At 60.5% G+C, this 24,431-nt stretch carries 27 protein-coding genes; 15 read left to right on the top strand and 12 right to left on the bottom strand.

From position 1 onward, the window contains the following. Window positions 1-58: 58 nt before the first annotated feature. Window positions 59-994 carry a LysR family transcriptional regulator gene (locus ACA075_RS20375; RefSeq protein WP_497294941.1) on the bottom strand — a complete coding sequence of 312 codons (936 nt, stop codon included), beginning with the start codon at window positions 992-994 and terminating at the stop codon, window positions 59-61. Between the two features lie 232 nt (window positions 995-1,226). Here ACA075_RS20375 and ACA075_RS20370 point away from each other — a divergent pair, with 232 nt between their 5' ends. The 3 genes from ACA075_RS20370 to ACA075_RS20360 all read left to right on the top strand — a co-directional run bounded on the left by ACA075_RS20370 (window position 1,227) and on the right by ACA075_RS20360 (window position 2,412). Continuing rightward, window positions 1,227-1,712 carry a DMT family transporter gene (locus ACA075_RS20370; protein ID WP_497294939.1) on the top strand — a complete coding sequence of 162 codons (486 nt, stop codon included), beginning with the start codon at window positions 1,227-1,229 and terminating at the stop codon, window positions 1,710-1,712. Then, complete coding sequence (locus tag ACA075_RS20365; protein WP_497294937.1) at window positions 1,712-2,167, top strand: DMT family transporter; 456 nt, start codon at window positions 1,712-1,714, stop codon at window positions 2,165-2,167. The genes ACA075_RS20370 and ACA075_RS20365 overlap by 1 nt, the downstream gene beginning before the upstream one ends. An 83-nt stretch (window positions 2,168-2,250) precedes the next feature. Then, a complete protein-coding gene (locus ACA075_RS20360) occupies window positions 2,251-2,412 on the top strand; it encodes a metallothionein (RefSeq protein ID WP_497294935.1) in 162 nt (53 codons plus the stop codon). A 67-nt stretch (window positions 2,413-2,479) separates the two neighbouring features. On the opposite strand, the gene ACA075_RS20355 is transcribed toward ACA075_RS20360, so the two are convergent. Beyond that, window positions 2,480-2,707, bottom strand: coding sequence for a DUF6555 family protein (locus ACA075_RS20355; protein ID WP_010458578.1), 228 nt, complete (start codon window positions 2,705-2,707; stop codon window positions 2,480-2,482). 145 nt (window positions 2,708-2,852) lie between these two features. On the opposite strand from ACA075_RS20355, the gene ACA075_RS20350 reads away from it, so the two are divergent. The 3 genes from ACA075_RS20350 (at window position 2,853) to ACA075_RS20340 (ending at window position 4,955) form a co-directional block, all read left to right on the top strand. Continuing rightward, window positions 2,853-3,638 carry an AraC family transcriptional regulator gene (locus ACA075_RS20350; RefSeq protein WP_497294933.1) on the top strand — a complete coding sequence of 262 codons (786 nt, stop codon included), beginning with the start codon at window positions 2,853-2,855 and terminating at the stop codon, window positions 3,636-3,638. A gap of 156 nt (window positions 3,639-3,794) precedes the next feature. Continuing rightward, complete coding sequence (locus ACA075_RS20345; RefSeq protein ID WP_497294931.1) at window positions 3,795-3,968, top strand: DUF1427 family protein; 174 nt, start codon at window positions 3,795-3,797, stop codon at window positions 3,966-3,968. 30 nt (window positions 3,969-3,998) lie between these two features. Continuing rightward, window positions 3,999-4,955, top strand: coding sequence for a quinone oxidoreductase family protein (locus tag ACA075_RS20340; protein WP_497294929.1), 957 nt, complete (start codon window positions 3,999-4,001; stop codon window positions 4,953-4,955). A 120-nt stretch (window positions 4,956-5,075) separates the two neighbouring features. On the opposite strand, the gene ACA075_RS20335 is transcribed toward ACA075_RS20340, so the two are convergent. After that, the gene (locus ACA075_RS20335) at window positions 5,076-6,098 is read right to left on the bottom strand and encodes a purine-nucleoside phosphorylase (RefSeq protein WP_497294927.1); all 1,023 of its coding nucleotides are present in this window, start codon (window positions 6,096-6,098) and stop codon (window positions 5,076-5,078) included. 24 nt (window positions 6,099-6,122) lie between these two features. After that, entirely contained in the window at window positions 6,123-7,079 is a 957-nt protein-coding gene (locus ACA075_RS20330; protein ID WP_497294926.1) for a nucleoside-specific channel-forming protein Tsx, read from the bottom strand. A 276-nt stretch (window positions 7,080-7,355) separates the two neighbouring features. On the opposite strand from ACA075_RS20330, the gene selD reads away from it, so the two are divergent. Together selD and mnmH are read left to right on the top strand one after the other, a co-directional pair. Beyond that, complete coding sequence (selD, locus tag ACA075_RS20325) at window positions 7,356-8,390, top strand: selenide, water dikinase SelD (RefSeq protein WP_497294924.1); 1,035 nt, start codon at window positions 7,356-7,358, stop codon at window positions 8,388-8,390. Beyond that, window positions 8,390-9,493: a tRNA 2-selenouridine(34) synthase MnmH gene (gene mnmH / locus ACA075_RS20320; RefSeq protein ID WP_497294922.1), complete on the top strand. Its 1,104-nt coding sequence runs from the start codon at window positions 8,390-8,392 to the stop codon at window positions 9,491-9,493. The genes selD and mnmH overlap by 1 nt, the downstream gene beginning before the upstream one ends. Window positions 9,494-9,635: 142 nt before the next feature. Here mnmH and ACA075_RS20315 read toward each other — a convergent pair whose 3' ends face one another. Next, the gene (locus ACA075_RS20315) at window positions 9,636-10,310 is read right to left on the bottom strand and encodes a histidine phosphatase family protein (RefSeq protein WP_497294920.1); all 675 of its coding nucleotides are present in this window, start codon (window positions 10,308-10,310) and stop codon (window positions 9,636-9,638) included. A gap of 356 nt (window positions 10,311-10,666) precedes the next feature. On the opposite strand from ACA075_RS20315, the gene ACA075_RS20310 reads away from it, so the two are divergent. The 3 genes from ACA075_RS20310 (at window position 10,667) to hemB (ending at window position 13,491) form a co-directional block, all read left to right on the top strand. Next, entirely contained in the window at window positions 10,667-11,365 is a 699-nt protein-coding gene (locus tag ACA075_RS20310) for a glutathione S-transferase family protein (RefSeq protein WP_497294918.1), read from the top strand. Window positions 11,366-11,398: 33 nt separating this feature from the next. Further along, the gene (locus ACA075_RS20305) at window positions 11,399-12,241 is read left to right on the top strand and encodes a PhzF family phenazine biosynthesis protein (RefSeq protein ID WP_497294917.1); all 843 of its coding nucleotides are present in this window, start codon (window positions 11,399-11,401) and stop codon (window positions 12,239-12,241) included. A 275-nt stretch (window positions 12,242-12,516) separates the two neighbouring features. Continuing rightward, window positions 12,517-13,491: a porphobilinogen synthase gene (hemB, locus tag ACA075_RS20300; protein ID WP_497294915.1), complete on the top strand. Its 975-nt coding sequence runs from the start codon at window positions 12,517-12,519 to the stop codon at window positions 13,489-13,491. A 215-nt stretch (window positions 13,492-13,706) separates the two neighbouring features. Here the strand turns inward: hemB and ACA075_RS20295 are convergent, their stop codons facing one another. After that, on the bottom strand, window positions 13,707-15,242 hold the full coding sequence (locus ACA075_RS20295) for an FAD-dependent oxidoreductase (RefSeq protein ID WP_497294913.1): 1,536 nt from the start codon (window positions 15,240-15,242) through the stop codon (window positions 13,707-13,709). Between the two features lie 204 nt (window positions 15,243-15,446). Here ACA075_RS20295 and ACA075_RS20290 point away from each other — a divergent pair, with 204 nt between their 5' ends. After that, on the top strand, window positions 15,447-16,541 hold the full coding sequence (locus ACA075_RS20290) for a DUF1615 domain-containing protein (RefSeq protein WP_497294911.1): 1,095 nt from the start codon (window positions 15,447-15,449) through the stop codon (window positions 16,539-16,541). Window positions 16,542-16,621: 80 nt separating this feature from the next. Here the strand turns inward: ACA075_RS20290 and ACA075_RS20285 are convergent, their stop codons facing one another. Continuing rightward, window positions 16,622-17,140, bottom strand: a complete 519-nt coding sequence (locus tag ACA075_RS20285) for a phage infection protein (protein ID WP_497294909.1) — start codon at window positions 17,138-17,140, stop codon at window positions 16,622-16,624. Between the two features lie 226 nt (window positions 17,141-17,366). Here ACA075_RS20285 and ACA075_RS20280 point away from each other — a divergent pair, with 226 nt between their 5' ends. Beyond that, window positions 17,367-17,987: a cysteine hydrolase family protein gene (locus ACA075_RS20280; RefSeq protein ID WP_497294907.1), complete on the top strand. Its 621-nt coding sequence runs from the start codon at window positions 17,367-17,369 to the stop codon at window positions 17,985-17,987. Between the two features lie 6 nt (window positions 17,988-17,993). Here the strand turns inward: ACA075_RS20280 and ACA075_RS20275 are convergent, their stop codons facing one another. The 3 genes from ACA075_RS20275 to ACA075_RS20265 all read right to left on the bottom strand — a co-directional run bounded on the left by ACA075_RS20275 (window position 17,994) and on the right by ACA075_RS20265 (window position 19,851). After that, entirely contained in the window at window positions 17,994-18,713 is a 720-nt protein-coding gene (locus ACA075_RS20275; protein WP_497294906.1) for an anti-sigma factor, read from the bottom strand. Continuing rightward, a complete protein-coding gene (locus ACA075_RS20270; RefSeq protein ID WP_497294904.1) occupies window positions 18,710-19,231 on the bottom strand; it encodes a sigma-70 family RNA polymerase sigma factor in 522 nt (173 codons plus the stop codon). Before ACA075_RS20270 ends, ACA075_RS20275 begins: the two co-directional genes overlap by 4 nt. 98 nt (window positions 19,232-19,329) lie before the next feature. Beyond that, window positions 19,330-19,851 (bottom strand): DUF3455 domain-containing protein, encoded by a 522-nt coding sequence (locus ACA075_RS20265; RefSeq protein WP_219096483.1) that lies wholly within the window; start codon window positions 19,849-19,851, stop codon window positions 19,330-19,332. A gap of 159 nt (window positions 19,852-20,010) precedes the next feature. On the opposite strand from ACA075_RS20265, the gene ACA075_RS20260 reads away from it, so the two are divergent. Next, window positions 20,011-20,634, top strand: a complete 624-nt coding sequence (locus ACA075_RS20260) for a glutathione S-transferase (protein WP_497294902.1) — start codon at window positions 20,011-20,013, stop codon at window positions 20,632-20,634. Window positions 20,635-20,833: 199 nt separating this feature from the next. Here the strand turns inward: ACA075_RS20260 and ACA075_RS20255 are convergent, their stop codons facing one another. Beyond that, window positions 20,834-21,274: a CBS domain-containing protein gene (locus ACA075_RS20255; RefSeq protein ID WP_497294901.1), complete on the bottom strand. Its 441-nt coding sequence runs from the start codon at window positions 21,272-21,274 to the stop codon at window positions 20,834-20,836. A gap of 352 nt (window positions 21,275-21,626) precedes the next feature. On the opposite strand from ACA075_RS20255, the gene ACA075_RS20250 reads away from it, so the two are divergent. Next, entirely contained in the window at window positions 21,627-23,987 is a 2,361-nt protein-coding gene (locus tag ACA075_RS20250) for a DNA polymerase II (RefSeq protein ID WP_497294899.1), read from the top strand. Here ACA075_RS20250 and ACA075_RS20245 read toward each other — a convergent pair. Next, entirely contained in the window at window positions 23,952-24,422 is a 471-nt protein-coding gene (locus ACA075_RS20245) for a DUF1810 domain-containing protein (RefSeq protein WP_497294897.1), read from the bottom strand. The two genes, ACA075_RS20250 and ACA075_RS20245, sit on opposite strands and share 36 nt — an antisense overlap. Window positions 24,423-24,431 lie beyond the last annotated feature (9 nt).

Below are 24,431 nucleotides of genomic sequence, written 5' to 3'. Positions count from 1 at the left end.
CTTCGCAGCCGAACGGGGGCAAGCCCCCTCGCCACAGTGACTGTGTGCTGCTCAAGCTCTATGGTCGGTCCCAGTAAGGCACCGTGCCGAAGCATTCAACGAAGAAATCAATCACCGTGCGCACCTTCACCGACAACCGTCGGCTACCTGGCCACAGCACCGCAATCTGCTGCGGCTCAAGGCTGTTGGACACCTGATACTCCCCCAGCACCGGCACCAGTGTGCCGTTGCGCACCGCCTCACCAATCAACCATGACGGAAACATCACCAGCCCCAGGCCCTGTTCGGCGGCTTGCGTGAGGGTGTCGGCGTGGTTGCCGGTGATCGGCCCTTTGACGGAGTAGGGCGTCCAGTCCTGCGGGTCCTTGCGGAAAAACCAGCGCTGCTGCCCGGCCACGCCCTTGTAGGCCAGGCACTGATGCGCCGCCAGTTCTTCAGGATGTTGCGGCGTGCCACGACGTTTGAGGTAGGCCGGGCTGGCCGCGACTTGAAAGCGATGGGGCGCCAGGATTCGCGCCTGCATGCTCGAGTCGGGCAGCGGGCCGATGCGAAACAGCAAATCGGCGCCTTCCTGCAACGGGTCGACGTAGCTGTCGGTTTGCTGGATATCCAGTTGCAGTTTCGGATAGCGCTCGCACAACAGCCCCAGCCACGGCGTCAGATGCCGCTGCCCGAAGACCACCGGCGCATTGATCCGCACCAGCCCGCTGGGTTCGCTTTGCTGTTCCTGCAAGGCCTGTTCGGCTTCCTCCAGTTGCACCAGCACCAGCCGCGCGTGATGGCCGAGCATGCGTCCCGCTTCGGTGGGCGTGACGGCGCGTGTGTGGCGGTAGAGCAATTGCTGGTTCAAGGCTTGTTCCATCAACTGGATCTGCCGGGAAATCGAAGAGGGCGCCAGACCCTCGCGGCGGGCGACTTCGGAGAAGCTGCCATGGTCGAGCACCGCGACAAACAGCCGAAGTGCCTTGAATCCGAGCTCGTTGAGGCCATGCATGGTCGACCCTGCTGTGCAAGTTGCGCAAAAGTGTTGTCGGGATCCTCCCATTTATCGCAAAGGATCGCCAGCCGATAATGCACGCACTCAGAACACAAACCCTGTGGGAGCGAGCCTGCTCGCGATAGCGCCGGAACATCCAACATCAATGTGACCGACATATCGCTATCGCGAGCAGGCTCGCTCCCACAAGGGGGGCGTGTTCTATCTGGTAACTGGTAGGGATCCCCCAATGCAATCTTCTTCAATCGACATCGCTGCAGCGCCAGCGGCAAAACCAGGGCTGCGGCTGTTGCTGCTGCCTCTGGTGATTCTCGCCGGCATGGGCCTTTCCGTGGAGGCCGGTTTGCTCGGGCCGCTCGGGGTTCAGGTCGGGCATTTATGGGCGACGTTGAGCATCTTCGGCGTCGGCTCGGCGATTCTGTTTCTACTGCTGTTGTTCAGCGGCAAGCAACAAGGTCCGGCGTTGAACACCTTGCCGCGCTGGCAGTTGATCGGCGGCTTCCTCGGGCCGATCTACGTGGTGGTGCTGACCCTGGCCACGCCGCACATTGGTATCGCGATGACGATGATCGCGATCCTCTCCGGGCAGGTCGGCAAAAGCGTGTTGATCGACCACTTCGGCTGGTTCGGCGCCGCCCGCAAAAAGGTCAACGGTGAACGTTGGCTGGCGTTGCTGCTGATTGTCGCGGCACTTGTTCTGATTGCTCGGGGTTGATGATGAATCTGATTATTTTGTTGGCCGTGGTGGTGGCTGCCGGTGCGGTGTTGAGTATCCAGGCGGCGATTAACGGGCGTCTGGGCGAAACCGTCGGCGTGTTGCGCAGCAGTCTGCTGACCTTCGCAGTGGGCGCGGTGGTCACCGGGTTGTTGATCCTGTTTTTCGAGCCGGCCCATGCCGTGAGCCTGATGGATGTGCCGAAATGGCAGCTCAGCGGCGCCTTGTTCGGCGTGGTCTACATGATGGTCATGGTTGGCGCGGTGCCACGGGTCGGCACGGCGGTGGCGACCGTGGCCGTGATCGTCGGGCAGTTGGGCATGGGGATGTTGATCGACAACTTCGGCTGGCTGGGTAACCCGGCGATCAAGTTGTCGAGCAGCCGGATGCTGGCGATGGTGTGCCTGGCGCTGGCGTTGCTGTTCATGTATCGAAGCAGCACTCGAAGCGAGTAACCCCGAGACATTTGTAACTCCTACACTGATGAGTGAGGTGCGGATTTGCCGCACGCGACGACCACACCCATGGAGTCAGACTCATGATCGACAGTGACAGTAAATGCGACTGCCCCAAATGCTCTTGCAAACTGGGCGAGCACCCGATAGCGCGTCACGGCAAACACTATTGCTGTGAAGCGTGCGCCAAGCACCACGAACATGGCGAGGCGTGTGCGAGCAAGGGCTGCAAGTGCGCCAAATAGCTCATCAACATGAAGTGGAGCCACTCGGGCTCCACTTTTAATGTCGGGTGACTTCCCCCTGTGATGCTCAACCCGCCGGTCGCCACGTCACATTTTCGATGCCGAATTTTTCCGCCAGCGGCTTGCTGGTTTTTTGCACCTTCTCTCGGCCAAAGCGCGGGATTCGTCCGACCCCGGCATCACAACTGGCCCAGTGCCAAGCCTCCGCGTTGTCCATTTTGTCCAGGCGGATAATGAAAGACTTCGGCGCGCCATGAAGGGTGTATTCAATGACGAAAAGTTTTGCGTTGTTCATAAAGCCCGTATTCCTCCCTGTGGTAATACAAGGATCGTTTGGGTAACGGAAAATTCATTCGGATTGTCAGACGGCCGCCGCCGGTGGCAACAAAGTGGATGGGTCGTTACCATGCAAGACCTGAAAACCCCAATGATCATTGCCCATGGCCCTTGCCGCCCCGCCAGACCTGAGTGACACCGATGTGCCCGTGCAACCGCTGGCACGCACTTACTCGCGCGGCTTGTACATCGAGCCCCACGAGCATGAATGGGGCCAATTGCTGTACGCGATGAGCGGGGTCATGTGGGTCGAAACGCCCCATGAGGCGTTGGTGGTGCCGCCGCAACGGGCGGTGTGGCTGCCGCCGGGCGTGCCGCATGGCATCCGCGTGGTCTCGGACCTGCAGATGCGCAACATCTACCTGCGGCCCTCATTGGCGGCCACGCTGGATGACAGTGTTCAGGTGATTGAAGTCGGCGGGCTGCTGCGAGAGCTGATCGTCGGGCTGGTGGAGCAGGGCGATGATGGTGCGCCGGAGTATTACGAAGCGCTGGTCGGCCTGGCGCTGTTGGAGCTTAGGCGAGCCAGGCGTTCGCTGTTGAAAATCCCGTTGCCGGATGATTCCGACCGACGCCTGATGCACCTGTGTCAGGCCGTCATGGCCGCGCCCTCGCTGGACATTCCCTTTGAGCAGCACGCGGAAAATGCCGGTGCCAGCGTGCGCACCCTGGCGCGGCTGTTCAAGGAACGCCTGGGCATGGGCTTCGCCGAATGGCGGCGGCAGGTGCAATTGGCGACGGCGGCGGCGGAGTTGATTCAGGGCGTGCCGGTCAGCACGATTGCCCGCGAACTGGGCTATTCGCCGAGCAGCTTTAGCGACATGTTCCGCCGGGCGCTGGGTGTCGCGCCTTCGCAGTTCTGCGCGAGCCAACATCAAGTCCAGCCATAAGCAAAACCTGTGTAGCAGCAGGCTTCGCCAGCTGCTACACAGTTCGCATTGCATCGTGCATCAGCGCTTTGGCCGATATTCAGAAGCACTTGGCCGATGCCCGCCGAAACCTCGCTCTAGACTTTGGGCATACCTTGATTGCCCACGGAGTCTGCCATGAGCTACCTCATCTCGCTGGTCATTGGTCTGGGCGTCGGCCTGCTCTACGGCGCACTGGATTTTCGTTCTCCCGCCCCACCGGCCGTTGCCCTGGTGGGCCTGCTGGGCATGCTCGTCGGCGAAAAGTTGTGGCCCATGGGCCGGCAACTGGTGGCTGGCTGGGTCTCCTGAAACCCTTTCCTTTATGCGATGGACACTCCCATGAAAGCACTGCAATTCGACCAGACCGGCGACCTCTCGGCCTTGCGTTATGTCGATGTCCCGACCCCCGTTCCCGGCGCCGATGAAGTGCTGGTGCAGATCAAGGCGGCCGGCCTCAACCCCAGCGATGTGAAGAACGTGCTGGGACGGTTTCCCTACACCACCTTGCCACGGATTCCCGGCCGGGATTTCGCCGGTGTGGTGGTTGAAGGGCCGCAGGCACTGATCGGTCAGGAAGTCTGGGGCACCGGTCGTGAACTGGGTTTTTTTGCCGACGGCTCCCATGCGCAATTCGTCAAACTGCCGGCCAATGGCGTGGCGCTCAAGCCCACCCATCTGAGCTTCGCCCAGGCCGCCAGCCTCGGTGTGCCGTACACCACGGCGTGGGATGCGCTGGAACGCAGTCTGGTGACGGCCGGAACGCGGCTGTTGGTGATCGGCGGCGGGGCGGTCGGCAGTGCCGCGCTGGCGCTGGCCAAGGTGCGTGGCGCTCAAGTCCTGGCGGCGGCGCGGCGGCCCGAGCAGGTCAAGGATCTGCAGGCGCAGGGGTATCAGACGCTGCAACTGGATAAACCGGACGACCTGGGGGCGCAGGTGCAGGCCGTGTATACCGGCGGCGCCGACGTGATTTTCGACACCACCGGCTTCTGGCTACCGGCCTCGGTCCCGGCGCTCGCGGCGTTCGGCCGCATCGCGATCATCGCGGCGCCGGTAGACGGCCTGGTGCAACTGCCGGCACTGGCGTTGTATCGCAAGGGCGGTTCGGTGGTGGGGATCAATTCGTTGCTGTACGGCGTCCAGGCGTGTGCGGCGATGCTCGATCAGTTTGGCAAGTTCTTTGACCAAGGGTTGTTGCCGTTGCCGGAAGGGTTGTTTGAATCGCCGCTGGCGGAGGGGTTGGAGCGGTATGAAGAAGTGAACCAAGGTGCCGGGGATAAGGTGATTTTGTTACCGTAACCCCAATCAAAATGTGGGAGTGAGCCTGCTCGCGATAGCGGAGTGTCAGTCGACATTTTAGTTGCCTGATACACCGCTATCGCGAGCAGGCTCGCTCCCTCAGGGTTTTGCATTGTCAGATCAAGCCTCGGGAACACCATTCTCCCACGCCGACCAATTGTTCAAGATCTCCTGCACCAACGGGTTCCCCGTCCGGTACAGATTTTCCAGTGCCGGCACAAACCCGCCCTGATCCGCGTACTTGAGCAAGTTGTCCACTTCGCTCTGGCCCGGTGCCGGTCGATCAAAATCGGAGCCCGCGCGCACCGCCGCCAGACGTTGCACATCCACCAAGCCCTCGCGACTCGCCCGCAGCAGCGCTTCGTAGGTGGAGTTGTCTTCCTGTTGCGTCGTGCAGTACTCGCCTTTGTCGTCGGTCAATAGCCTGGTCCAGACCTCGGCACGTTCACTCAAGCGCGTCCCGGAAAACCACGTGTTGCCCGCTAACGTATCGCACTGCGTCACCACCGGAGGCTGATTGGCCGGGGCCGAGGGGTACTTCAGGCGCCATGCCGCCGATTCCTTGCTCTCGCTCAGCTCGACTTTGTGCGTCAGGGCAAAAGCCTTGGCCTGCAACTTCGGATTGAGCTCGAACACTTCGGTCTTGTAGTCCAGCGGCGGTTTTTGGTTCGGGCCTTGGGTGTTGATGCCGATGTACCCGGTCGGCCAGTCTTTCGGTGCGTCTCGTGAATCCAGTTCCCACTGAGTGCCGAACTCCACCAGGTAATGCGCCCACGCGGTGGTGCCGATGGTCCCGTGTTTCGGGCTGATGCCGGCAATCCCGGCGATCAGGAAGTAGCTTTTACGCAGATCGAATTTCGGCGACAGGGCCAGGGCCAGTGTCGAAGCCGCGGCGTTGGTCTGGCCCATGCCGGTGACCATCAGGCACACCTGCGCCGCGTTGCAGCGAATGGTCGGGTACTCGGCGGACAGGCCCGGCACTCGAACTTCCTGCTTGAGCTCCAGACGATCGATCCAGTTTTTCGCCTCGGGGGCGAACATGGTGATCAGCATCACTTTCGGCTGGATCGGTGCTTCGCTCGCCCAGGCAGTGGAAGAGAGCAGGGCGGCACAGGCCAGGGAAATACGCGTCATTGCATTCATAAAACCTCCAGGTTCAATCAAGCCTCAGAACTGATAACCGATGCCGGCGTAGTAACCCCAGCCATTGGAGCGAGCGCGGAAGTCGCCGTCGCCGAAATTCAACTCGCTGCCATCCTCCCAGTTGCCGCCGTTGTGGAAGTAACGGCCGACCAGGGTGAAACGCAGGTGCGTGAATGAGTACAGCAACACGTTGGTGGCGACAGTGGCGTTGGCGGTGCGGGCCGGGTTGTCCTTGTGCAGGTCCGAGCCGAAATCGAAGTTGGTGAAGCCGATGTACGTCAGTGACGCGCCGTTGCTGAAGCTGCTGATCGGCACGATGTATTTGAGCTGGGCGCGGTAGCCGTCCCACGAATACTCGTTGCTGGCGCCGTAGTTTTCCCATTGATAACGCCCGTAGAAGTTCGCCGACAAGTTGACTCGCGAGTGGGTGTCGATGTCGGTGCCCAGGCCGCTGTACAGCGTATTGGCGCGGTTGGCGCTGTTGCTGCCGTGGTCGTAGATCCAGTCGAACGCCACGTACCATTCTTTGAACGGCCCGATGGCCAGGCTGCGGCCGGCGAGGTAGTCGATGGAGATCCGCGGCTCGTGCTCCATGAACACCGGCGAGCCATGGTCCCACACGCCTTTGTCGTGACTGTTGCCGATGTCGAAAATTTTCGGGATGTCGATGTAGCCGTACAACTCGAACGGCCCTTTGCGCCCGAAGTACTCGTACTCCAGGTAAATATCGTCGGCAGGTTGCGGGCCGAAACTGATGTCTTTGCTGCCGATGACGGTCAAATCCTGGTTGAACCAGTCCGACAGGTAGACGCCTTTTTTCGGCGGGCTGGCTTCGGGACTCAGGGTTTCGCCCTGGGCGGATTCTTCGGCGGGCGCGGGTTGCGCCAAAACGGTGCTGCTGAGTAGTCCTGTAACGCTGGCCAGCAGCAAGGAAACAGCAAGAGTGCGCGAGCAAGTCACGCGGCTGGACGTGCGGTGCATTAAAAGTCCCTTTTCGTGCGGATCAAAAGCCCGGTTCTTCGGGCTTGCGCGGTTATGTCGCGAAAACGTCTGTATCGGCGACTCGCAAACGTTTGCACAAGAGATGCCAATTATTTCAATTACATGAAAAATCGACGAAATAAGCGTTTTTATTGTCGGTTTGGTCAAGTACGCGGACTGACGCTCGGCAGCTGCTACAAAGCGTGTGGTGTTGCGCCTTGGATTGACCGTCAATGCTAGACTCGCCCGCATTGTCTTCACGAGGTTATTCCCCCCATGAGCGAGCCGATTCGTCTGACCCAATACAGCCACGGCGCAGGCTGTGGCTGCAAGATTTCACCGCAAGTGCTGGAGGTGATTCTGGCCGGCAGCGGGGCGCAGAATCTTGACCCCAAGCTCTGGGTCGGCAACGCCTCGCGCGATGACGCGGCGGTGTACGCGATCGACGAAGAACGCGGCGTGGTCTCGACCACCGACTTCTTCATGCCGATCGTCGACGACCCGTTCGATTTCGGCCGCATCGCCGCCACCAACGCCATCAGCGATATCTACGCCATGGGCGGAGATCCGCTGATGGCGATTGCGATCCTCGGCTGGCCGGTGAATGTGCTGGCGCCGGAGATTGCCCGGGAAGTGATTCGCGGCGGACGTTCAGTGTGTGACGAGGCGGGCATTCCGTTGGCCGGTGGGCATTCCATCGACGCACCGGAGCCGATCTTCGGCCTGGCGGTGACCGGGCTGGTGGAAAAGCGCCACATGAAGCGCAATGACACCGCCACCGCCGGTTGCCTGCTTTACCTCACCAAACCCCTGGGCATCGGCATCCTCACCACCGCCGAGAAGAAGGGCAAGTTGCGCACGTCCGACATCGGCCTGGCCCGCGACTGGATGTGCACCTTGAACAAACCCGGCAGCCGTTTCGGCAAGCTCGATGGCGTGACGGCGATGACCGACGTCACCGGCTTCGGTTTACTGGGGCACTTGGTGGAAATGGCCGATGGCAGCAACGTCACCGCTCGCATCGAATACAACCGTGTGCCGCGTCTGCCGGGTGTCGAGTATTACCTCGACCAAGGCTGCGTGCCCGGCGGCACCCTGCGCAATTTCGACAGTTACGTCAGCAAGGTCGGGCGCGTGCAGGAATTGCATAAGCGAGTGCTGTGCGATCCGCAGACCAGCGGCGGCCTGCTGGTGGCGGTCACGCCCGAAGGCAACGAGCAATTCCTGAAAGTGGCCAGCGAATTGGGCCTGTCCCTTGAGCCAATCGGTGAACTGGTCGAGCGACAGATCAACGCGGTCGAGGTGTTTTGATGTCAATCGACTTCACCGATTACCGCGACATCTTTCTCAACGACCGGCCGATGCTGGATGCCCGCGCGCCGGTCGAATTCCACAAGGGCGCATTCCCCGGTGTGGTCAATCTGCCGCTGATGAACGACCACGAGCGGCAGCGGGTCGGCACCTGCTACAAGCAGCACGGCCAGCAAGCGGCGATCACCCTGGGGCATCAACTGGTGTCCGGCGAGATCAAGGCCGAACGCATCCAGGCCTGGGCCGATTTTGCCCGGGCGCACCCTGAAGGCTATTTGTATTGTTTTCGCGGCGGCTTGCGTTCGCAGATCGTCCAGCAGTGGCTCAAGGACGAGGCTGGCATCGACTATCCGCGTGTCGGTGGCGGCTACAAGGCCATGCGCAGCTTCTTGCTGGACACGGTCGATCAGGCCGTTGCCCAGTGTGATTTTGTATTGCTGGGCGGCATGACCGGCACCGGCAAGACCGAGGTGCTCACGCAGTTGCGCAACGGCCTGGACCTCGAAGGCCACGCCAATCACCGCGGTTCCAGCTTCGGCAAGCGCGCCACCGTCCAGCCGTCCAATATCGACTTTGAAAACCGCCTGGCGGCGGACGTGCTGAAGAAGCGCGCCCACGGCATCGAGCAGTTTGTGCTGGAAGACGAAAGCCGGGCGATCGGCAGCTGCGCGTTGCCATTGCCGCTGTTTCAGGGCATGCAGCAGTATCCGATGGTCTGGTTGGAAGACAGCCTGGAAGGGCGGGTCGAACGGATCTTGCGTGATTACGTCGTGGACTTGTGTGCCGAGTTCATCCGCGTGCACGGCGATGAAGGCTTTGCGCTGTTTTCCGAGCGTCTGCTGGAAAGCTTGAACAACGTTCAGAAGCGCCTGGGCGGTGAACGGCACCGGCGGATGTTGATCTTGATGGAAGACGCGCTGGCGGAGCAGGCGAACAGCGGGGTGGTGGATTTGCATCGGGGCTGGATCGAAGGGTTGCTGCGTGAGTATTACGATCCGATGTATGCGTTTCAGCGCGAGAAGAAGGGCGCGCGAATTGAGTTTTCCGGGGAGAAGGGCGCGGTTCTTGAGTACCTGCGCGAGCGTGCTACGCAGCGAGGATAATGTTGTTTTTGCCGGCCTCATCGCGGGCAAGCCCGCTCCCACAGGGTTTGTGTTCACCACAGATCCCTGTGGGAGCGGGCTTGCCCGCGAAGAGGCCCAAACAGGCGCTATAGACTTTAATGCCGGGAAGGGGCCCGACAGCTTAAGTCGGACACGTCTCCCGCCCATTATCCAGCCCTTGCTTGTAGCTATGGCTCTGCAGGCTCGCCTTGCCGTTGTGCCAGGTCAGCGTGAGCACAAACAGCGAGTCGTAGTCATTGGATTCCCAGTCTTCGGTGATCTTCTGTTTCTTGCCGACCGCATCTCCCGCGACCTTGTTGATCAGCTCCGGCAGGTAACCGTGGGACCAGGCGGTGTAGATGACCGAGTTGTGGTACTTGTCGTGGAGTAATTCATCGGCCAGGTCGCTGGTGTCGTTGGCCGAAAAGTTGATGTTCACCGGCAAACCGAGCTTGATGGCGCTGGGGCTGATGGTCATCAGGGGGCGGATGTAGCTGTAGGAGTTGTCCTGTTCGCCTTCCTCGACGTTACGTGTCGGGTTGGCGGCAAAGACGTAGTTAGCCTTGCCGAATTTTTCCGGCAGCAAGGTGGCCAGATCGATGGCGCGGTTCAAGCCCTGGCAGTTGAGCTGGCCCAGGCCGCCCTCGGGTTTTTCCGCGTGACGCAGGAAGACCAGGGTCTGCGTGCCGTCTGCCGGTTGGGCGCGGCTCTCGCTGGACTCCAGGGAAAGGAACAACGCGCTCACCGCCAGCAGGGAGGGCAGGACGACATACGCACGTTGCTTGAAGCGTTTGGCAAATTTCAAAAGGTTCATCATTTGAATAGGTGATCTTCAGCGTATTCGGTTAAGGCTGACAAACCTTTACACCACGAGCTCCCAGCATCGGATGTTTTCCATGTCGTTGGGCCGGTCCGTTTCCGAAAGGGCAGTTCTCAGAGTCCTCTGACGCCCATTTGGTTCGATTCCAGCGAGTGCGCCGCAATGTACCGGTAACCTTGCATGGGTTGGAGCAGAGGTTATCGACAGGATGTTGCGGATTTATGGACACGGTACACGTAGAGGCGCCGCAGAAAGACTGCAATGTTTTGATCTTGTTCATCAGCAAGATTGATACGAAAAAAACCGGCTCCTCCATTATGATCAGCGCTTACTGTTCCCTGTGGATGCTCCCCATGACCGATCTGTCCGCGTTCCCGATTACCCAAAAATGGCCGGCTCAATACCCGGACTGGATCCAGCTGTACTCCTTGCCGACCCCCAACGGCGTCAAGGTCTCGATCATGCTCGAAGAGATCGGTCTGCCTTACGAGCCCCATCGCGTGGGCTTCGACACCAACGATCAGATGTCCCCCGAATTTCTGTCGCTGAACCCCAACAACAAGATCCCGGCGATCCTCGATCCCCACGGTCCCGAAGACAAACCCCTGCCGTTATTCGAATCCGGCGCGATCCTGATTTACCTCGCCGACAAGAGTGGCCAGTTGCTGGCGCAGGAATCGGCGGCGCGTTACGAGACGATCCAGTGGCTGATGTTCCAGATGGGCGGCATCGGGCCGATGTTTGGCCAGCTCGGGTTCTTTAACAAGTTCGCCGGCAAGGATTACGAGGACAAACGTCCGCGTGATCGCTACGTCGACGAAAGCAAACGCCTGCTGAAAGTGCTGGATGGCCGTCTGCAAGGGCGCGACTGGATCATGGGCGAACGCTACACGATCGCCGACATTGCAACCTTTCCGTGGGTGCGCAACCTGATCGGCTTCTATGAAGCCGGCGATCTGGTGGGCATCAAGGATTTCCCCAACGTCACTCGCGTGCTGGAGCGTTTCCTGGCGCGGCCGGCGGTGATCCGTGGGCTGGAAATTCCCAAGTAAACCTCTTCGACTTTCTCAAGACCAAGGCAGGCAATGAGCTCATTCGATTTCAAGCAAGTGGATGTCTTTAGCCGGGTTGCGCTCAAGGGCAATCCGTTGGCAGTCGTGTTCGGTGCAGACAGGCTCAGCGATGAACGCATGGCGGCGTTCGCGACCTGGACCAACCTCAGCGAAACCACGTTCATCCTCGAACCGCGCGACCCTCGCGCGGACTATCGGGTACGGATCTTCACCACCCTCAACGAGTTGCCGTTCGCCGGTCACCCGACCTTGGGCACCTGCCACGCATGGCTGGAAGCCGGTGGCGTGCCTAAGGGCGAGGAGATCATTCAGGAGTGCGGCGTCGGTCTGGTGCGGGTGCGCAAGCAAGGCGCGGAGCTGGCCTTTCTCGCGCCGCCGCTGATCAAGACCGGGCCGGTGGACGCCGATGTGGTCGAGCGAGTGCGCCGTGGGCTGCGACTGGAGCCAGGGGCGATTGTCCGGGCTCAATGGGTCGATAACGGTGCCGGCTGGTTGGCAGTGATGGTCGAGGACCGCCAGCAGGTACTGGATTTGCAGCCGGATCATTCACAAATGCTGGGCCTGGCCGTCGGCGTGATCGCGCCATGGCACCCCGAGCGCGATGGCGATGATGCGCAGTTTGAAGTGCGCGCGTTCATCTCCGGCGACGGCATGCCGGAAGACCCGGCCACTGGCAGTTTGAACGCCGGGATCGCGCAGTGGTTGCTGGCGGAAGGGCTGGCGCCGGCGACCTACGTGGTCAGCCAGGGCCTGACCATGGGCCGCGCCGGGCGCATTCAGGTGGAGCAGGTGGGCGATGAGATCTGGATTGGCGGTTCGGTGGTGACCTGCATCAGCGGCACCCTGACGCTTTAATCGGAAGCAAAACCCCCTGTAGCAGCTGTCGAGCACCGCGAGGCAGCGTTCGGCTGCGTAGCAGCCGTAGAACCTGCAAACGCGTTCTGCCTGACAGACTGCCGACGCAGCCTCGCGCTGCTCGACAGCTGCTACGGAGCTTTGCGTTGCAAGGGATTATTGCCGGACCGGTAACGGTTTGTTATGCGTCTGAGGTTTGTGCCCCGCCCCTCGCAGGGCATAAGCTTCGCCCCCTACGACTTTCGCCTCGACCTCCGTTTTTCAGGAACCCCCTCATGTCCAGTCAGTTCCCCGAAGCACGTCCACGCCGTCTGCGCCGCAATGCGAGCCTGCGCAGCCTGTTCCAGGAAACCGAGTTCAGCCTGAACGACCTGGTGCTGCCGATTTTCGTCGAGGAAGAAATCGATGATTTCGTGCCGATCAAAAGCATGCCGGGCGTGATGCGCATTCCGGAATCGAAACTGGCCGGTGAGATCGAGCGTTACGCCCGCGCCGGGGTCAAGGCGGTGATGACATTCGGCGTGTCCCATCACCTGGACAGCAGCGGCAGCGATACCTGGAGCGACAACGGCTTGGTGTCGCGCATGTCGCGCATTGCCAAGGATGCGGTGCCGGAGATGATCGTGATGTCCGACACCTGTTTCTGCGAATACACCGACCACGGCCATTGTGGCGTGATGCACAACCATGAAGTCGACAACGACCAGACCCTGATCAACCTTGGCAAACAAGCCGTGGCGGCGGCCCGTGCCGGTGCGGATGTGATTGCCCCGTCAGCGGCCATGGACGGGCAGGTCCAGGCCATTCGCCGGGCCCTCGACGAAGCTGGTTTCACCCAGACCGCGATCATGGCCTATTCGACCAAATTCGCCTCCGCGCTCTACGGCCCGTTCCGCGAAGCCGGCGGCAGTGCGCTGAAAGGCGACCGCAAAAGCTACCAGATGAACCCGATGAACCGCCGCGAAGCGGTGCGCGAGTCCCTGATGGACGAGCAGGAAGGCGCCGACGCATTGATGGTCAAACCGGCCGGTGCGTACCTGGACATCATCCGCGACATTCGCGAAGTGTCGCGTTTGCCGCTGTCGGCGTATCAGGTCAGCGGCGAGTACGCGATGATCAAATTCGCCGCGCAGGCCGGGGCGATTGATGAGGACCGTGTGGTGCGTGAAAGCCTTGGCGCGATCAAGCGGGCGGGGGCGGATCTGATCTTCACCTACTTCGCGATGGACCTGGCGCTGGCCGGGATCTAATGAACACCACAGAACCCCTGTAGGAGCGAGCCTTTGTGGCGAGGGGGCTTGTCGGACCGCCGTACCGCCCCGTTGGGTCGCGAAGCGGCCCCAATATCTGAGCTCGGGGCATATTTGACACTCCGCGCTTTAAGGTTATGGGACTGCTACGCAGTCCAACGGGGGCAAGCCCCCTCGCCACAAAAGCCCGCTTCCACATTTGATTTGTGGTGGTCTCAGGGGCTGCCAAAAAACGGCCGGATTTCGTGCTCCTTGAAATAGCGCTCAATCACCTTCGGATCAGCCGAGGTGTCGGCAATCGCCACATAGGTATCCGGCCGCAACAGATAAAAGCCGTTACGCCCCAACCCCGCCGTTTCAAACGCCGGCCGCCAGTCGAACACATGCAACGGCAGGTGATGCTCGTGGCACCAGGCGATCATTTCGTCACTGGTGTCGCCATACACATGCACCTGCCAGGTCAGACACTTCAGCGATTCGAAATTGTTTCCCTCACCGTCGTGAGCCCAGGGCAGGCGGTCGCCGCCATGAACGTGGCCGGCGATACCCGTGCTCAACGCCGTCCCACGATAGTTAAGGGTGATCTGCGACACCGTGCGAAACAGAAATTCCCGGGACGTTTCGAATGAGGCCATTTTGGGGATCAGGAAAGGCGCCAGACGGGTGCGCAACAAATCGGCCATGCGCCCTTCGGCGGTGACAAACGTGAAGACCCGGTCGGTGGTGGCCACCAGTTTGCGGGCAAAGGCGATGCGTTCGGTTTCGTAGGTGTCGAGCAACGTGGCGGTGGCGGCGCCGCTCAAGACGGCCGCCAGTTTCCAGGCCAGGTTGATGGCATCGCCGATCCCGGTGTTCATGCCCTGGCCGCCCGCGGGGCTGTGGACGTGGGCCGCGTCGCCCAACAAAAATGCGCGACCGCTGCGAAAGTGATCCGCCACCCGATGATGCACACGATAGGTCGAGAACCAGTTCACCTGATCAATCTGCACCTTCAGATGTTCGATGGCCTGGCTACTGACATCGGCAAACCCGAGGGTTTCAACACGGTCGGCGCGCTCGTCGCGCACGGTGCCGATCAAGCGGGCGCGGCCTTTACCTGCTAACGGAAACACCGCGAGAAAGTCCGCTTCATCCAGGTCCAGGTGCAGTTCACCGTTGAACGTCGGGCCTTGGGCCTGCACATCGGCGACATAGAAAATCTGCTGGTAGGTGCCGCCGGGGAAACCGGTGTCGAGGGTCTTGCGCACGATTGACCGGGCTCCGTCGCAACCCGCCAGATAACACGCCTGGCAGAATTCCTGCTGGCCATCGGGCAAGCGCAGCCTTGCGCTGATGCCATCGCCGGTTTCCTCAAAACCCTCCAGTTCGGTGCTGCGTTCGACCTTGATACCGAACCCTTCGAGGCGTTCAATCAGCAGCTGTTCGTGTTCGTCTTGAGGGAACATTTCGAGAAACGCGTAAGGCGTCAGCCCCTCGCCGATACCGGTCAATGGCAAGCGCGCAACGGGCTCGCCCTTGACCCAGAAATTCGCAGCGTCCACCCGGTGGCCTTTTTTCACCACTGCATTGCTGAGGTCGAGCTGGCGATAAAGCTCCAGCGTCCGCGCCTGGACTGCCAGCGCCCGGGACGTGGTGCCGGGGGCCGACGTCTTGTCGATAATCCGTACCCGAATTCCCTGTTTGCTCAGCCACAGCGCCAGTACCAGCCCGGTCGGGCCGGCGCCGATGATCAGCACGTCGCTACGGTTCATGAGCCTGTCCTCCTCGGTGTGTGGCTCAAGTATGGTCCAGCCCGTGGATATGAAAAGGCTGGCCGCCCAACGGAAAAGGCCCCGCAACCGTGAAGTGGCGGCGGATGCAAGGCAAGGGGAACGGGGCGTTGCGGCAGGAGTCATAGCCTGCGCCATGTCATTGATCGTATGGTTAACCCGGTTCAGCGGATTTGATGGAGCACCATGCAAGCCAATCGATTGATCATGAGTCTCGCGGCGCTGCTGGTGCTGGCTGGTTGCGGTACCCAGCGCACTCAGGAGTTGCCGGCCCGCAAACCCGCCGAGGTCAAGGCCGAGATCGTGCGCCTGCTGCCGGCGAAAACCGTTGACCGCCAAGGCTGGGCCACGGACATCTACGCCGCCTTTGCCGCGCAGAACATCGATCCCTCCACGCAAAACCTGTGCTCGGTGCTCGCGGTCACCGAGCAAGAGTCGACCTTCCAGGTCGACCCACCCGTGCCGGGTCTGGGCAAGATCGCCCGCGAAGAGATCGACCGTCGTGCCGCTAAAGTCCATATCCCCAGCCTGCTGGTCAGCGGTGCACTGCAGGTCAGTTCATCCAACGGTAAAAGCTACAGCGACCGGCTGAATGCGGCGCGCAGCGAAAAAGAACTCAGCGCGATTTTCGATGACTTCATCGGCATTGTGCCCATGGGGCGGACCTTGTTTGGAGGGCTCAACCCGGTGCGCACCGGTGGGCCGATGCAGGTCAGCATCGACTTCGCCGAGCAACAGGCACGGGATTATCCGTATCCGGTGGACGGCTCGATCCGTCGTGAAGTGTTCAGCCGTCGCGGCGGCATGTACTTCGGCATTGCCCACTTGCTTGGGTACCCGGTGAGCTACAAGCAACCGCTGTATCGCTTCGCCGATTTCAATGCCGGTTGGTACGCCAGCCGCAATGCGGCGTTTCAGAACGCGGTGAGTCGAGCATCAGGCATCCCTTTGGCGCTGGATGGCGATCTGGTGCGCTACGACGCGATCATGCCGGGCACTACGGAATTGGCGGTGCGTACCTTGGGCAAGCAATTGGGCATGCGCAACACGACCATTCGCGATCAATTGGAGGAGGGCAAAAACCTTCAGTTCGAGGACACCCAACTCTATGCGCGGGTGTTCGACCTGGCCGAGAAGGCGGAAGGTCGGCCGTTGCCTCGAGCAGTGTTGCCGGGCATCGTGCTGCAAAGCCCGAAAATCACCCGCAAACTCACGACGGCGTGGTTCGCCAAGCGGGTCGATGAGCGTTATCAGCGATGCATGGCGCGAGCGGGCAAATGACCGGCCGCAAAAAGCAGGCGTAAAAAAACCCGGCTGATGAGGCCGGGTTTTTTATTGAGTACTTCGGTAAAGCCATTCATTTATACAGCGCGGCTTTCGATCAGACGGTCCGAACCACCTTCAGCAACGCGATTCTCGATCAAACGGTCGGAACCACCTTCAGCAACGCGATTCTCGATCAAACGGTCGGAACCACCTTCAGCAACGCGATTCTCGATCAAACGGTCGGAACCACCTTCAGCCACACGGCTCTCGATCAAACGGTCGGAACCACCTTCAGCCACACGGTTCTCGATCAAACGATCCGAACCACCTTCAGCCACACGATTCTCGATCAAACGATCCGAACCACCTTCGGCAACGCGTTTCTCGATCAAACGATCCGAACCACCTTCAGCAACGCGGTTTTCGATCAGACGATCCGAACCACCTTCAGCGACGCGGTTTTCGATCAGACGATCCGACCCACCTTCAGCCACACGGCTTTCAATCAGACGATCCGAGCCGCCTTCTGCGACAACCGGGTGAGTAGAGGAAGCGGCGAAAGCGTTAACTGCAAAAACCGAGAAAGCGATGCTGAGAAGGATTTGGCGTTTCATGATTTTGTGCTCCGGGGTGTAGTTGTTTTGATATGGGGCCGATCTTACGCCGCGGATTTTTTATGAGAACTTCATTGAGGTGATGGTGAACATCGACGGCAATGATAGGTGGCGCGATGCTCCTCACGTCAGCGTGATGGTTCAGTCGACGGATGACCGCGATTGGGTTGTGCGGCGCTTCTACACTGGATAGCTGGCGCGTGTCTTTGTTCTGGAGGAGTCAATCATGAATGCCAGTTCCTACGTTGCGGCCCACACCGGCCTGCTGCTGGTAGATCCTTACAACGACTTCCTCAGCGAAGGCGGCAAACTGCATGGCCGCGCTCAACCGGTGGCTGACAGCGTAGGCACGCTGGCCAACTTGAAGACGGTGGTGGCGGCCGTTCGCAAGGCCGGCTTCCAGGTTTTCTACGTTCCGCATCACCGCGCCGAACCTGATGAACTGGCACGCTGGAAACACCCCAGTCCCTATCAACAAGGTGCCAGCCGCGCGCAGGTATTTGCCGCCGGAACCTGGGGCGGTGAGTGGCACCCAGACTTTCAGCCCAAGGCTGGTGACGTGATCGTCAAGGAACACTGGGGCGGCAGTGGTTTCGCCAACACCGATCTAGATTACCTGCTCAAACAACACGGGATCGACAAGGTCGTGGTGGTGGGAATGCTCGCCAATACGTGTATCGAAAGCACCGCCAGATTCGCCGCTGAACTGGGCTATCACGTGACGCTGGTGCGCGACGCCACGGCCGCGTTCAGCGCCGAGGCCATGCACGCTGCGCACGAGATCAATGGACCGGCCTATGCCCACTCGATTGTCACGACGGCGGAATTGATCGCGGCGCTCGGTTGATCGCGGTCAGATGACTTTCACTGCCCGACCGATGAATTGAATCGGCCCGGTCGGCTTGCCGATCGGTGAGCCCTGCGGATTTTCCAGGGTCAGTTCGAACAGCTGGTTGGGTTGCAGTGGCGGCAATTTGTCGAGCGGAATGGACAATGTCTGTCCCGGTTTGACCAACCCCAGAGACACCGGTCCTTGCCAGCCGTCGGCCTTGGTCCAGAACTCGAGCGCCTTGTCGGCCGGAACCTCAATGACACCTAGCGGAATCAGCTGGATTTCCCGCGGGTTGCTGGCCTGGATCACCCAGCCCGGTGCCTTGTCCTGGGGGCCGACCAACACCACCAGGTAAGTCGGCTTGACGGTGGTTTGCGTCAACATCAATGCGCCGAGCAGTAACGTGGCGGCCAACCCCGCACCGGCGAGCCCGCGCCAGAGCGGCAATAGATTCCACCAGGATGAAGACTGAGCCGCGATAGGCGAAGCTGGCCGATTCACGTTATTCACGCTGCGCTCGATACGCTGCCAAAGGTGGGGTGACGGCGGGTGAGGCTCGGCCAGATCGGTCAGGCCGAGCAGGCGACGCTCCCAGGCGTCCACGGCTGCCTGCAACTCAGATTCGTCGCGCAGGCGCTGCTGGACCAGGGTGCGAAGCTCTGCCGACAGCGTGCCCAACACATATTCGCTGGCCAGTTCGTCGAGTTCTTCCGGGGTTTCATTCGTCGGTTTGCTGATCATCCCATGCACTCCCGCAATGCCGTCAGGCTCCGCTTGATCCAGGCTTTGACGGTGCCCAGCGGGGTGCCGAGTTTGTGTGAGATTTCAGCGTGAGAATATCCGTCGACGTAGGCATGCAGGATACAGGCGCGCCTTGCAGGCTCCAGTTGTTCCAGGCATTGATGAATGCGCCCGGAATGAGCCTGAGCATCGAATGTTGCCGTGTCGGCCACCCCATCGAAATCGCCTTGAATTTCGCGGCTGTTGTCACGGATGAAGTTCAGTGCCAGATGCCGCGTCAAACTGAACATCCAACCCCGCGCCGACCCTCGCGCCGGGTCGAACTGCGCGGCGCCATTCCAAATCTTGATGAAGGCGTCGTGGACAATGTCTTCCGCCAGCGCAGTGTCACGCACCAGGCGTTTGGCAACGCCCAGCAGGCGCGGACTCTCCTGCATGTACAAATCACGCAGGGCCTGACGTTCACCGCGAGCGCAGGCGGCGATGTGGGCTTCGTAATCGAAAAGAGTTTCGGGCAAGGACACTGATCTCAGCCGTCAATAATGGGCAGCAGCCCCGGGCCATTGGACCGGGGCCAGTGCTGAGCAGCGTAGACCAAATTCCTGCAGGCCTGGTTTCAGTTGGCTGCCCAGAAAATGTAATCCGCCTGGTACTTCACCACTTCTTGCTTGCCCTTATTGGCCGTCGAACATTCAGTGCTCGGGGCCACGCCACCTTTTAGGGCGACGCGCTGGATGTAGCTGACGCCCGTCATCGCGCCTTTGCCTTCGGCCGGGTTGGCCTTGACCAATTGATAGGGCAGGTTGCCCGGACTCGAAGGCGCGACAGCCAGCTGGGTGCCGGTGACTTTCGAGCCATCTTTCGCCTGCCAGGTGGCAGGTGGCCCGAAGTAGGTGCCGACCTGTTTGCCGTTGTGATCATTGAGTACCGCTTTGGGCCCGACAAAGAACCATTCGGTCTGGCCGGCGGCATTGACCTTGTCACGGCATTCGTAAGTGATCTCGCCGACACCGGTGGTTTCCAGGGCGACCTTGTGCCCGTCCGGGACCTTGATGCTGTCGGGCAGACCTGACTGGGCGTAGGCCATGGGGCCCGCGACGAACAAACCGGCAAGGCAAATCAGCTGTTTGGCGTTCATGAATAGTGCTCCGTAAATGAGTAATCTGCTCGGCAGCCTCAGGGGCTGCTACGGGTACTACCCATCGGAAAGCGATTTGGATGCAGTGGCATAAAAAGAAATTTTCCAGCAGGGTCAGTATCAGATGCTACAAAGAGACACTCTTGAAGGGGGGTGCTTATGTACCAGCTATACGGACACCAGAACTCCGGCGCCGCCGCGATAGAGGCTGCCCTCGAACTCTGCGAAATCCCTTATCGCTTCATCGACGTCGAGTCGTCTGCGGAGGCTGCCAAAGCCCTGGAGAAACTCAACCCGCTCAAGCAGATTCCCACCTTGCAACTGCCCGACGGCAGCATCCTCACCGAAAGCGCGGCGATCCTGATTCATCTGGGGCTCGCGTTTCCCGAGTCGAACCTGCTGTCGAACACGCCCGCCGAGCGTGATCAGGCGATCCGGGGCCTGGTGTATATCGTCAGCAATTGCTACGCGGCCATCGGCATCATCGATTACCCCGAGCGCTGGCTGATCGAGGCGAATCAATCAACCATTGAAAACCTCATGGCCGGCGCCCGTCGACGGTTGCACTGGAGTTGGGAGGTGTTTGCCGATCAGTTCTCGGGCGAGTTGTACCTGGACGACGAAACGCCAGGGGCACTGGATGTGCTGGCGGCGGTGGTGACGCGATGGGCGGGCAGTCGCGAGCATCTGCGCAATGCCCGACCCGGTTTTTATGCCTGGCTGACACGGATCGACCGCCACCCGACCCTGGCACCGGTCTTCGCCCGCCATTGGCCCACCTGAAAACACCACCAACCCAATGTGGGAGCGACCTGTGGCGAGGGGATTTATCCCCGTTCGGCTGCGAAGCAGTCGTAAAACCTATGCAAGTGGTTTACCTGAATGACCGCAGCTGCAGGTTTTGGGGCCGCTTCGCGACCCAACGGGGATAAATCCCCTCGCCACAGGTCGCTCCCACAGGGGGGATTTTGGGATTTCGGAACTATTCGCCGCGAATGTACTGCTCCAACTGGCGAATCAATTCAGCTTGTTCGGCGATGGCTTCCTTGACCAGGTCGCCGATCGACAGCAAACCGATCAACTTTCCGTTTTCCACCACCGGCAAGTGGCGCAGGCGTTTGTCGGACATGATGCTCATGCAGGTTTCCACGGTTTGATGGGTGTCCACGGTGATGACCGGCGACACCATGATGTCTTCGACCGGCGTACCGACGGAGGAGCGGCCCTTGAGCACGAGTTTGCGCGCGTAGTCACGCTCGCTGATGATGCCCACGACCTCGCCATTCTTCACGACCGGCAAGGCGCCGACGTTTTTCGCGGCCATGACCATCAGCGCTTCCAGCACCATTTGATGAGGCGCAATGATGTGGACTTCATGATTCTGTTCAGCCTTTAACTTCAGCAGTTGGGCAACGGTTTTCATGGCGGTTTCTCAGGTGTTGTCGTTGTTATTGAAGAATCGTAGACCCAGGCGCCGAGGGCAAGGCGGAAAGCGGCAGATAATGCGCAAAAAACGTCATTCGGCGGTTTTTATTCGGTAAACCGGAAGTATTCCGCCGTTGTTCACTGATCTATGGCCTCAACCAACCCCTGTGGGAGCGAGCTTGCTCGCGATAGCGGTTTAACATTCAGTGATGATGTTGGCTGTGAATCCGTCATCGCGAGCAAGCTCGCTCCCACAGGTTTTATGTCTGTCTGTGAGGTCGGAGCGGGCGGGCTATCCCCCGCGATGACGCGTAGAATTGCCGCCTGAATCAAATCTTGAGGTTGCAGTGGTGGATTTACAGCAGGGCTTCGTCCTGACCCGGCATTGGCGCGACACCCCGGCCGGTACGCAAGTCGAGTTCTGGCTGGCGACCGATACCGGTCCCCAACGTATCCGTCTGCCTCATCAACCGTCGGTGGCATTTATCCCGGCGGCTCGGCGCGAGCAGGCCGAGGCTGTTTTGCGCGGCGAAAAAAATGTCGAGCTCAAGCCATTGGCCCTTCAGGATTTCGAGCACCGCCCGGTGCTAGGCCTGTATTGCCAGCAACACGGTCAGCTAATTCGCCTGGAAACCGCGCTGCGCAAAGCAGGCGTCGAGATGTTCGAAGCCGACGTGCGCCCGCCGGAACGCTACATGATGGAGCGCTTCATCACCGCGCCTGTCCTGTTTGGTGGCACGCCAGGGACCGAAGGCCTGTGGCTCGACGCGCAGATGAAACCCGCTCCCGATTACCGGCCCAACCTCAGACTGGTGTCCCTGGACATCGAAACCACGGCTCAGGGCGAGTTGTATTCCATTGCCCTGGAAGGCTGCGGCGAGCGTCAGGTCTACATGCTTGGCCCGCCGAATGGCGACGACAGCGCGGTGGATTTCCAGCTCGACTACTGCGACTCGCGAACCGCGCTGCTGAAAAAGCTCAACGAATGGTTCGCCCGCCATGACCCCGACGCGATCATCGGCTGGAACGTCGTGCAGTTCGACCTGCGCGTGCTGCACCAACACGCCCGTCAGCTCGGCGTGCCGCTGAAACTGGGGCGTGGCGGCGAAGAAATGCAGTGGCGCGAACACGGCAGTCGCAACCATTACTTCGCCTCGGCCGCCGGCCGGTTGATCATCGACGGCATCGAATCCCTGCGCTCGGCGACCTGGAGCTTCCCCTCGTTCAGCCTGGAAAACGTCGCGCAAACCCTGCTCGGCGAGGGCAAGGCGATCAGCACGCCATACCAGCGCATGGACGAAATCAACCGCATGTTCGCCGAGGACAAGCCGGCGCTCGCCACGTACAACCTCAAGGACTGCGAGTTGGTGACGCGGATTTTCGCCAAGACCGAGCTGCTGACCTTCCTGCTGGAACGGGCCAGCGTTACCGGTTTGCCGGCGGACCGCAGCGGTGGTTCGGTGGCGGCGTTCACCCACCTTTACATGCCGCTGATGCACCGCCAGGGTTTCGTGGCGCCGAATCTGGGCAACAAGCCTGCGCAAGCCAGCCCCGGCGGTTTTGTCATGGACTCGCAACCCGGTTTGTACGAGTCGGTGCTGGTGCTCGACTACAAAAGCCTCTATCCGTCGATTATTCGCACCTTCCTGATTGATCCGGTCGGGCTGATCGAGGGCTTGCAGCATCCCGATGACAGCGAGTCCGTGCCGGGTTTCCGCGGTGCGCGTTTTTCCAGGACCCGGCATTGCCTGCCAGCGATTGTCGCGCGGGTAGCCGAAGGTCGCGAGACTGCCAAGCGCGAGCACAACGCGCCGCTGTCGCAAGCGCTGAAGATCATCATGAACGCTTTCTATGGTGTGCTCGGTTCCAGCGGCTGCCGCTTCTTCGATACACGCCTGGCGTCGTCCATCACCTTGCGCGGCCACGAGATCATGCTGCGCACCCGGCAGTTGATCGAAGCCCAGGGGCAAACGGTGATTTACGGCGACACCGACTCGACCTTCGTCTGGCTGCGTCGCGCCCACGGCCAGGAAGAGGCCGCGCAGATCGGCCGCGCGCTGGTGGACCACGTCAACCAATGGTGGCGCGAGCATGTGCAACAGGAATACGGGCTGGAAAGCGCCCTGGAATTGCAGTTCGAGACCCACTACAAACGCTTTCTGATGCCGACCATTCGCGGCGCAGAGGAGGGCAGCAAGAAACGTTACGCAGGGCTGGTCACCCGCGCCGATGGCACTGACGAAATGGTCTATAAGGGCCTGGAAACCGTGCGCACCGACTGGTCGCCGCTGGCCCGGCAATTTCAGCAGGAGCTGTACTCACGGATTTTCCATCGCCAGCCCTATCAGGATTACGTGCGCGACTACGTGCGCAAAACCCTGGCCGGCGAGTTCGACGACCGCCTGATCTACCGCAAGCGCCTGCGCCGTACCCTGGATGACTATGAACGCAACGTGCCGCCCCACGTCCGTGCGGCGCGGATCGCCGATGACTATAACGATCAGCAGCGCCGACCTCGGCAATACCAGAACGGCGGCTGGATCAGCTACGTGATCACCGTTGCCGGGCCCGAGCCGCTGGAGATTCGCAGCGCGCCCATCGACTACGACCATTACGTCACCCGGCAATTGCAACCAGTGGCGGACGCGATTCTGCCCTTCGTGGACGACGACTTCTCAACCTTGATTGGTGGGCAACTGGGCCTGTTTTGAGTCCAGCAGCTGCAGCGTCCAGTCATCCCGTATGCCGTGGAAGTGTTGATCCAGTGCCTTGTGGAAGACACTGCCCTGGGGCGCAATCTGGGCGAACAGTGTCATGGACGAGTGAAACTTGAGGTCATCGGGATGGCCGAATATGCCGGCAATCGAGCTTTTTTTAATGCTCAGCACCAGTTCTGTGCAGCTACGCAGTCGTGAACCCAGCAGCGGATGATTCAGGTAAGCCACGGCTTCCTCGACGGAGCGAATGGCAAAGTGCCGGGACATCTCGCTACCGCCTAACCCGGCGAACTGCGGAAAGACGAACCACATCCAGTGACTGCGTTTGTGGCCCGCACGCAGTTCTTCTTGAACCCGATTGAACACCGGGTCTTGAGCCTGGATAAAGCGTGGCAAATTAAAGTCGTCGAGCTGATCAGTGCTTCTCATGCAGAAGCC

The sequence above is a fragment of the Pseudomonas sp. LBUM1663 genome (genome assembly GCF_059695905.1).
The sequence above is the reverse complement of the archived record's forward strand: the minus strand, read 5'-3'. Positions and strand labels throughout refer to the sequence as shown.

What these genes read in the sequence shown, in the direction of transcription:
- ACA075_RS20375 (WP_497294941.1), bottom strand. Translation starts at nt 994, where the DNA reads ATGCATGGCCTCAACGAGCTCGGATTCAAGGCACTTCGGCTGTTTGTC.
- ACA075_RS20370 (WP_497294939.1), top strand. Translation starts at nt 1,227, where the DNA reads ATGCAATCTTCTTCAATCGACATCGCTGCAGCGCCAGCGGCAAAACCA.
- ACA075_RS20365 (WP_497294937.1), top strand. Translation starts at nt 1,712, where the DNA reads ATGATGAATCTGATTATTTTGTTGGCCGTGGTGGTGGCTGCCGGTGCG.
- ACA075_RS20360 (WP_497294935.1), top strand. Translation starts at nt 2,251, where the DNA reads ATGATCGACAGTGACAGTAAATGCGACTGCCCCAAATGCTCTTGCAAA.
- ACA075_RS20355 (WP_010458578.1), bottom strand. Translation starts at nt 2,707, where the DNA reads ATGAACAACGCAAAACTTTTCGTCATTGAATACACCCTTCATGGCGCG.
- ACA075_RS20350 (WP_497294933.1), top strand. Translation starts at nt 2,853, where the DNA reads ATGGCCCTTGCCGCCCCGCCAGACCTGAGTGACACCGATGTGCCCGTG.
- ACA075_RS20345 (WP_497294931.1), top strand. Translation starts at nt 3,795, where the DNA reads ATGAGCTACCTCATCTCGCTGGTCATTGGTCTGGGCGTCGGCCTGCTC.
- ACA075_RS20340 (WP_497294929.1), top strand. Translation starts at nt 3,999, where the DNA reads ATGAAAGCACTGCAATTCGACCAGACCGGCGACCTCTCGGCCTTGCGT.
- ACA075_RS20335 (WP_497294927.1), bottom strand. Translation starts at nt 6,098, where the DNA reads ATGAATGCAATGACGCGTATTTCCCTGGCCTGTGCCGCCCTGCTCTCT.
- ACA075_RS20330 (WP_497294926.1), bottom strand. Translation starts at nt 7,079, where the DNA reads ATGCACCGCACGTCCAGCCGCGTGACTTGCTCGCGCACTCTTGCTGTT.
- selD (WP_497294924.1), top strand. Translation starts at nt 7,356, where the DNA reads ATGAGCGAGCCGATTCGTCTGACCCAATACAGCCACGGCGCAGGCTGT.
- mnmH (WP_497294922.1), top strand. Translation starts at nt 8,390, where the DNA reads ATGTCAATCGACTTCACCGATTACCGCGACATCTTTCTCAACGACCGG.
- ACA075_RS20315 (WP_497294920.1), bottom strand. Translation starts at nt 10,310, where the DNA reads ATGATGAACCTTTTGAAATTTGCCAAACGCTTCAAGCAACGTGCGTAT.
- ACA075_RS20310 (WP_497294918.1), top strand. Translation starts at nt 10,667, where the DNA reads ATGACCGATCTGTCCGCGTTCCCGATTACCCAAAAATGGCCGGCTCAA.
- ACA075_RS20305 (WP_497294917.1), top strand. Translation starts at nt 11,399, where the DNA reads ATGAGCTCATTCGATTTCAAGCAAGTGGATGTCTTTAGCCGGGTTGCG.
- hemB (WP_497294915.1), top strand. Translation starts at nt 12,517, where the DNA reads ATGTCCAGTCAGTTCCCCGAAGCACGTCCACGCCGTCTGCGCCGCAAT.
- ACA075_RS20295 (WP_497294913.1), bottom strand. Translation starts at nt 15,242, where the DNA reads ATGAACCGTAGCGACGTGCTGATCATCGGCGCCGGCCCGACCGGGCTG.
- ACA075_RS20290 (WP_497294911.1), top strand. Translation starts at nt 15,447, where the DNA reads ATGCAAGCCAATCGATTGATCATGAGTCTCGCGGCGCTGCTGGTGCTG.
- ACA075_RS20285 (WP_497294909.1), bottom strand. Translation starts at nt 17,140, where the DNA reads ATGAAACGCCAAATCCTTCTCAGCATCGCTTTCTCGGTTTTTGCAGTT.
- ACA075_RS20280 (WP_497294907.1), top strand. Translation starts at nt 17,367, where the DNA reads ATGAATGCCAGTTCCTACGTTGCGGCCCACACCGGCCTGCTGCTGGTA.
- ACA075_RS20275 (WP_497294906.1), bottom strand. Translation starts at nt 18,713, where the DNA reads ATGATCAGCAAACCGACGAATGAAACCCCGGAAGAACTCGACGAACTG.
- ACA075_RS20265 (WP_219096483.1), bottom strand. Translation starts at nt 19,851, where the DNA reads ATGAACGCCAAACAGCTGATTTGCCTTGCCGGTTTGTTCGTCGCGGGC.
- ACA075_RS20260 (WP_497294902.1), top strand. Translation starts at nt 20,011, where the DNA reads ATGTACCAGCTATACGGACACCAGAACTCCGGCGCCGCCGCGATAGAG.
- ACA075_RS20255 (WP_497294901.1), bottom strand. Translation starts at nt 21,274, where the DNA reads ATGAAAACCGTTGCCCAACTGCTGAAGTTAAAGGCTGAACAGAATCAT.
- ACA075_RS20245 (WP_497294897.1), bottom strand. Translation starts at nt 24,422, where the DNA reads ATGAGAAGCACTGATCAGCTCGACGACTTTAATTTGCCACGCTTTATC.